The sequence below is a fragment of the uncultured Chitinophaga sp. genome (genome assembly GCF_937874145.1).
Taxonomy (GTDB): Bacteria; Bacteroidota; Bacteroidia; order Chitinophagales; family Chitinophagaceae; genus Chitinophaga.
In genome coordinates, this window is record NZ_CALNBI010000072.1 from 1 (window position 1) to 6882 (window position 6882).

General features: G+C 54.2%; 5 protein-coding genes. 3 read left to right on the top strand and 2 right to left on the bottom strand.

The window, feature by feature from the left end:
* A partial coding sequence (locus Q0510_RS03315) for a hypothetical protein (RefSeq protein ID WP_298708240.1) occupies window positions 1-587 on the bottom strand: 587 nt, incomplete at its 3' end.
* Between the two features lie 12 nt (window positions 588-599).
* Entirely contained in the window at window positions 600-2384 is a 1785-nt protein-coding gene (locus Q0510_RS03320; RefSeq protein WP_298708247.1) for an alpha/beta fold hydrolase, read from the bottom strand.
* Between the two features lie 127 nt (window positions 2385-2511).
* On the opposite strand from Q0510_RS03320, the gene Q0510_RS03325 reads away from it, so the two are divergent.
* Genes Q0510_RS03325 through Q0510_RS03335 form a run of 3 tightly spaced genes read left to right on the top strand, consistent with a single transcriptional unit; the run spans window position 2512 to window position 6590 of the window.
* On the top strand, window positions 2512-4410 hold the full coding sequence (locus Q0510_RS03325) for a hypothetical protein (protein WP_298708242.1): 1899 nt from the start codon (window positions 2512-2514) through the stop codon (window positions 4408-4410).
* A gap of 30 nt (window positions 4411-4440) precedes the next feature.
* Window positions 4441-5244, top strand: a complete 804-nt coding sequence (locus Q0510_RS03330) for a hypothetical protein (RefSeq protein WP_298708243.1) — start codon at window positions 4441-4443, stop codon at window positions 5242-5244.
* An 11-nt stretch (window positions 5245-5255) separates the two neighbouring features.
* The gene (locus tag Q0510_RS03335) at window positions 5256-6590 is read left to right on the top strand and encodes a hypothetical protein (RefSeq protein ID WP_298708245.1); all 1335 of its coding nucleotides are present in this window, start codon (window positions 5256-5258) and stop codon (window positions 6588-6590) included.
* Window positions 6591-6882 lie beyond the last annotated feature (292 nt).

The window sequence follows — 6882 nt, forward strand, 5'->3', positions numbered from 1 at the left end:
ATCAGCCCGATCCCGCTGGACGAATTGCAATGGTATTCGGCGCCGAAATGCCTGGCCGTGAGGGCGCTGTAGCTCAAATAATTGTTGGTGGACGGCCCTTTGTATGCCGTATCGCGCTCGCGCATACCTGCGCCAACCGTTATCGAATTACCATAAAACGCGATCCGGCGGCGCGGTGTTTTGATTCGATGGGTTTTTGCTTTTCCTTCATAGTGAAATCCATGAAAAGTGCTAATGCCATTGTACCAGTCAGTCTGCCGGTGAAGCGTGACGGTATGCTCCCCCGGTGCAAGATTTTCCGCGATAACATACGTTTTCCTTCCATAAGCGGGCGTAAAGTCGCGGACGGGCTGGCCGTCGACGATGACCCGGTAGAAATTTTTGCCAGTCGCATCTTCCAGGTCAACTTTTACTGACGTGCCGGTAAAACGGGTGCTGATAGTGGTTCCGGGCCAATAAATGCCTGTGCTGCCGTTCGTGAAATGTTCCACGCGCCCGGTGAAATTTACATGTATGTTTTGTGCGAAAGTTGCGACTGGCGCCAGGAAGAGCAATAATAACAGTGCCCGGAAATAAATGTGTTGCATGCTAAGTATACATTATTGACCGACCGTGATGGAAAAGGTGCCCCAGGTCACGTTGCGCTTGATCGTTTTCCATTCTTTCACTTCATAACAGGCAAGGAATCGGATCACGTGGCCCGGCGGACAATTCTTCGCGATCCGGATCAGGGAAGAAAGTGCGTACCCGTCGCCCCATTTGTCGGGCTGCAGGTCGTCGTGCAAGGTTTCGGATACAATATAGGGATCTTCGAAGTATAATTTAGTACGATGGCTGAACTGGTAGATCATGATTTTTTCTCCCGGCTCGGCGATATTGTTGCCGTTGCCGCTGCCGTATATCTCGCTGTCGCCGTCGTCGATCCCGATTTCATTGAAAGTGTTAACTGCGAAAAAGGGAAGTGCGTCGAATTCTTCTTCCCAGCTGTGGCCTTTTTCGTCTTTTATCGTCAATTGGAATTTTACGAATGGGCTGGAGCCGTCGGCCGGAGGTTCCTGGTTGGCGGTTACGTTGAAGCTGGCGTCTGTCCAGGCGAGTTGTCCGGATGTGATGGCGGGCAGCTGGATGGAGGGTTGCGAAATGCTGACGCTGGGAGTGGTGGTGGATAGGGTGGCGGTTAATTTGCCGGATGTGCTGCCGCCGCGGTTCAGGAGGCGCAGGCGGATGGATGCGGGCGTTTTGTGCGGAAGGAAATGATCTTTACGGCCGGCGTTGAAGTCGGCCAGCACGATCTCTGGTGCGGAGTTTTTGGTGCGGATGCCAAAGATGACGGGCGTACCACCGGTGTTGATTTGGATGCGGCCTGTTGCGTCGGCGGTGATGGTGCGGTTGGAAAGGGAGTCTTTGTTTTTATCGTATTGCAATATGGAGTAGGTGGCGTTTGGCCGGTAGACCGGCGCCGTGCTGATCTGCAGGTCGGTGCCTGGTATGGAAGGCCCGTCCGGTTGCCAGGCGCGGGTTTGTGCGGTAAAGCCGCCCTGGGTAACGCCGTTGAGCTCGATGTATCCTGGTGTGGTGAGGTTGCTTTTTACGGCATAATCCCAAACATCGAATTCGGAGTACAGGTCGGCATGATGCCACCTTTGCGGCGGAGGGGCTGTCGTGCCGATGGATCCGGCCACAAACCGGAAAGCATCTCTGAATTGCTCGAAATTCAATTGGTGCGGCCCTTCATATGCCTCGTAGCTAAAATCCAGCTTCGGTTCCTGTTTCACGCCTTTGAAGTTTTTAAACATATAACGCTGCTGGTAAAGGGTATGCCGCGAAGGCGAGCCCGCGAAAAACTCCGGCGAGCCTTTCGAATTGACGGAAATACTGACCAGTTGCGGGTATTTTCCGGCGAGGAAGAAAGACATGAACCCTCCCATACTGTGCCCGATCAGCCCGCGGTTGGCGCGGTCGGTAAGGGTGCGGTAGCTGGAATCGATATGATGGACCAGCTCCAGGAAATAATCCTTAAACTGGACCTGGTAATTGATATTGGAATGATAGCCGATGTTGTAGGGCCGGTCGTCTTGCGGAACGGAGCGCCCGTTCCAGGCGACGAGTATAACGGACGCGTCATTCACCAGCGCCGGAACGCCACCGAAGGGCAGTTGGTGATCACCTTTGTTGCCGTGGAAGTAATAAATAACCGGGAACTTCTTGTTGGGCTGTGCGTGGTAGCTGGCCGGGAGATAGATGCGATAGGGCTTCGTGCCGCCGAAAACGGTGGAATAATGGCTGGTGTCGGTTTGTGCGTGGGCGCTTGTGCTGAAAACAGTCAATATAACCGTCCATATCCGTCCGAAAATGCTATGAAAGTGCTGAAAGGGATAAATCATTTTCAAAAACTTATTTTTATTTTGAAATTTTTATGAAGATAAGGTTTTGAAATAAGAATAAGAAGTGTTTTATTTGCTTTACGTTATTTTTCAATTTTCTTTAGCTTTTCTCAAAACGTATCACGATATGAAATTTTGCTGTGCCGAAAGATGGCCTGCCTTGGGCTGGTTGTCGATGTTCTGGGGCTGCCTGTTCTTAACGCAACCAACTAAAGCCGCTTCCACGGCGGATACCGGCAGGGTGTTCGTCATCAATGCCCCGCTGAAAGACCTTGCCGGGTTCAGGAAATTAGTGCGCCAACTCGAAGTTTTAAAACCTTATGGTAAAATTCAGGTGAACGTCAGCACCCTGGCGGATAAAAGTTTTCACGAAATCCCTGAGAAAGGAAGCGCCTGGCATGAATACGCCAGCGCCAATCCCACGCCGTTCAAATTTTTCCCGGATGCCCGGCTGGCCCCGTTTATCCCTGCCGAATTCGTTAAAAAGAACCGCCAGCTGCTGCTGGAGAAAACCAAAATCCTCCGGGAAGCCGGAATGGAAGCGTCGTTCCTGGGCTACGAACCGAACTTCATGCCCGCCGCGTTTTTTGAAGCTTATCCAGCGTTTCTCGGCGCCAGGGTCGATCATCCCCGGAGGAGCACCCAGATGGAGTTTGCGCCTTGCGTCCATCAGAAAGAAACCCGCGAGCTGCTGGCGGGAATGATGACGGAAATGCTGCGCCAGGCCCCCGAAATCACCAGCTTCTCTTTTAAAACCAACGACGCGGGCGCAGGGATCTGCTGGTCGGACTGGCTGTACACCGGCGCCAACGGACCCGCGCAATGCAAGCATATGAGCACCGGCGAACGGGTGCGCCAGCTGCTGGAAGCCTATCAGGAAGGCGCGGCGCGCGCCGGCAGGAAGCTGTCCATTTACCTCGACGAAAGCAATTCCAATTTCTCGGAAGCGGAACGCGCCAGCATCGAAGCGGAGCTCCCGGCCGGATGTTACTTCAAAAGCAACAACCGCCGTGCCGTCGTGAATGTAGGCGGCACGCTCGGAAGCCTGTACCCCGTGACCGGCGTCCTCAATCCCGTCGCTTTCCTGAACCAGTTGCAAACGCTGCCCCGCAACGAAAATAAAACCATCTTTATCACCCTGCGCGCGGCTTATGACCGCGGCGCAGAGCGGGCCGATATGTCGGAAATGATCATTAACCTCGTTGCGCGCCGTTTTCGCGATACCGCGTCCTGGCAGGGCGCCGACGGGGAAATGGCCGAACTGAAAAAACTTTGCCGGGAATGGGGCAGCCCGCAATCCGCCGAAACCCTTACCAACGCCTGCGTGGCCCTGCAGGATGCTTTCTCGTATAAATCCGCCACCTTCCCGGCCGTGCATTCCCTGTATTGGGGCGTAACTGTCCGCCTGATGACGCGCCCGCTGGTAGTGGCGCCCCAGTTGCTGACGCCGGCGGAAGAAGCGTATTTCCTGCCTTACGTTTTCAATGTTTCCCAGGAAGAAGCGCGGATGGATTATACCGATATCCACGGCGGGCGATTCACCGTTCCGCCGAATGTTGTCGCGAATTACGTGTCGCGCATCCAGCGCGCGGCAACGCTTTTTGACCAGCTCGATGCGCAGGCCCCGCAGAAAGACTTCTTCGCGCGCATGGCTACTTCCCTACGCATCCACGCCAGTATTATACGCAGCTGCGGCAACTTCGCCGCCGCACAAGCGATCCGCGACCGCAATGCGGAAGCGCTTGCAGGACCGGCGCACCTGCCGGACAAAGCTTCCAGCTGGACCGGCCACCCCGACTTCATCACATTCAATAATATCATGCGCGACGAGCTCGATAATACCAATGCCATGATCCGGCTGCTGGAAAACGGCGGCGCGCAACAGGTGATCGTAGCGGATAAGCCGCTGTACGAAGACCGCTTTCTGCTGGGGCCCGACCTGGCGGCGCAACTGAAACAGAAAAGAAAAATCATGATGCGCCATTGGCAGGACATCGAGAAGTATCTCGCTTCTCCTTTGAAATAGCGTTCTGTTCTACCTATAAATTTATCAGACATGAAAAAGAAAATATTCCTCGTATTATTCGCTGCCGGACTGTTGCTCCTGTGCATCAACATTTTCGGTTTGTTCAAATCCATGCGTAACCCGGAATTGTATACGCTGGAGCATACCATCAAAAACAGGATCGGGGATGTGAAGATTAAATATCCTGAGATCCGGCAGCAGCTGGAAAAGCAGCCGGGTGAATCTGAGCGCGACTATGCCGTGCGCATCAATGGTGTGATCCATGACGGGTTTGCGCATTACTGGAAGCGCGAAGGGATCGATAAATTCAACATGCGCGTGCCGGTGTGGGAGAATTACCTGCTGTATGGCGCGTCGTACGTGAAACCGGAGAAATATGAAAGATATGAGTTCACGGATTATAAAAAGGGCCTGGAAAGAGGCGTGGGCGTGTGTTCGGGGCATTCCATCGTATTGAAGGGTTATTTGTTGAAGAATGGCATCAAAGCGGAATTGCTGGATGTGGGCGGCCGCCACGTGGTGGTGCGCGCTGAGCTGAACGACAACTCCGCCCTGATCCTCGACCCTGATTTTGGCGTGGCCGTGCCCCACGATACCGCGGCGCTTACCGCGAACCCGGAGCTGGCGCGCGCGCCGTATGCGCAGATGGCGGCGCTGTATTATCCCGAAGCTAAAGAACCGTACACGACGGAACTGATGGTGGATATTTTCGGGAAACACAAGCATGTGTACAATGTCAATAATCCGTTCGAGAAATTCTCTTACTGGGCGATCTGGGTGATCCCTTTCCTCCTGATGGCGCCGTACCTGGTTTATTTAATTGGAAAACGATAAATTGTTGATGAATGAATGCCACGTTTATGATGATCCGGAGCCTGGTTTGTTTTTTCGGCGTATGTATAACGACTGTTTCGGTAGCGCAGTATTCACCGGTGCCGCACCGGGAGCTGCTTCCGGGAGAAATTCCGGTTTCGGGCCCTGGTAATTACGGGGAGCCCGGCCGCACGTACGTGCTCACGCGGGATGTGGTGGCGGAACGTAGCGCGATTTTCCTCGGGAAAGATGTAACGCTGGATCTGAACGGATACACGATTCGCTATGCGGATGCGGGTTACGGGCATATTGCCAACCGGGGCTTTGAAGAGGGTTTAAAGGGTTGGGATGTGTCTGCCGCGCCTGGTGCGAAAGTCGAAAATACAGCCGACGTGCATGTATTTGTGGGGGAGAAATTGCTGCGGTTGAAAGCCGGGGACGAAATCCGTTCGGGGTATGTACAGCTGCCGGTGGCGAACCGTTCCTATATCGCCATGTGCGGGGTAACTGGCTGGCATTTCCATGATCCGCAGATGAAAGGAGATGTGCGCAACGAAATGAAAGTGAGCGTGTTTGTGGAAGATGGACAGGGGCGCGAGGTGAAATGTACGACCGCGTACCGGGATACCACCATGCTGAGCGCGCCCGTGGAAAAGCGGAGCCCCAGGCTGGGCGGGGGCTTTGTGTTTGCGCACCTGCAGGGCCTGCCCGCCGGTAAGTACCGGGTGCGCGTACGGGCCGATACGGATTGCCTGGTGGATGAAATTGATATTCGTCCCACGCAGGATGTGGGCGTCGGGATAGTTGGGGAAACCTGGGCGCGGGGGCATTACGATCACCTGTACCAATCCCTGTTCGCGGCTTTCTTCGATTACACGGCCGACCCCGCTTCCGGAAGGCCCTTGCCGGGCATCCCGGTGGCAAGCGGAAGGGGTGTGGTGAATATCCGGAACGGGCAGATCGAGAGCGGGGCGGAAGGCGCCATTTCCTGGGGGATTCAATCTTCCGCGGAAGACGTTCGCCTGGTATTGAGCAACGTATCGATAAAAACTTCCGGCATCAATGCGATCGCCGTGGATGTGACGAATGCGACCATCACGAGTTGCCGTTTCGATGTCACCAATCCGTTCCTTGTCAACCGCCACGGTAGTAACTTCTACGGCGTGGATCTGCGCGGGAAGCAAGCTTCGCAGGTGTCTTTCTCGGAGTTTTACGGCGGGCAGGGTTGCCTGGTTTTTAAAGGCAAGCATTCCGACATCCACCATAACAAATTCTATAACCGCCAGGCTGTCACCAATCATTACAGCATCATGGCCATGGGCGACAGCTCGCGCATCTCCGATAACTATATCGAGCCGGAACACTAAAAAGTATATCGACATCTTCAACAATACGATTAAAATCCGCACTTCCCCGCCTACCTGCGAGTATGGTAAAGAAGAGTACAGCGCCAATGCGATCCGCATCGCCGATTACCGCGCGAAGCCGGGTGCGCCCAACGGGGCTTACGGGAACAGGGTTTTCAATAACAGGATACATATCACGGCGGTCAATTACCCGCATCCGAAGGAATATATTCCGCTGTCGTGGGCATTTTTTTATAGCGCCAGCGGCGGGGATAATGATATTTTCGGGAACGAAATCGTAATCGAACATACC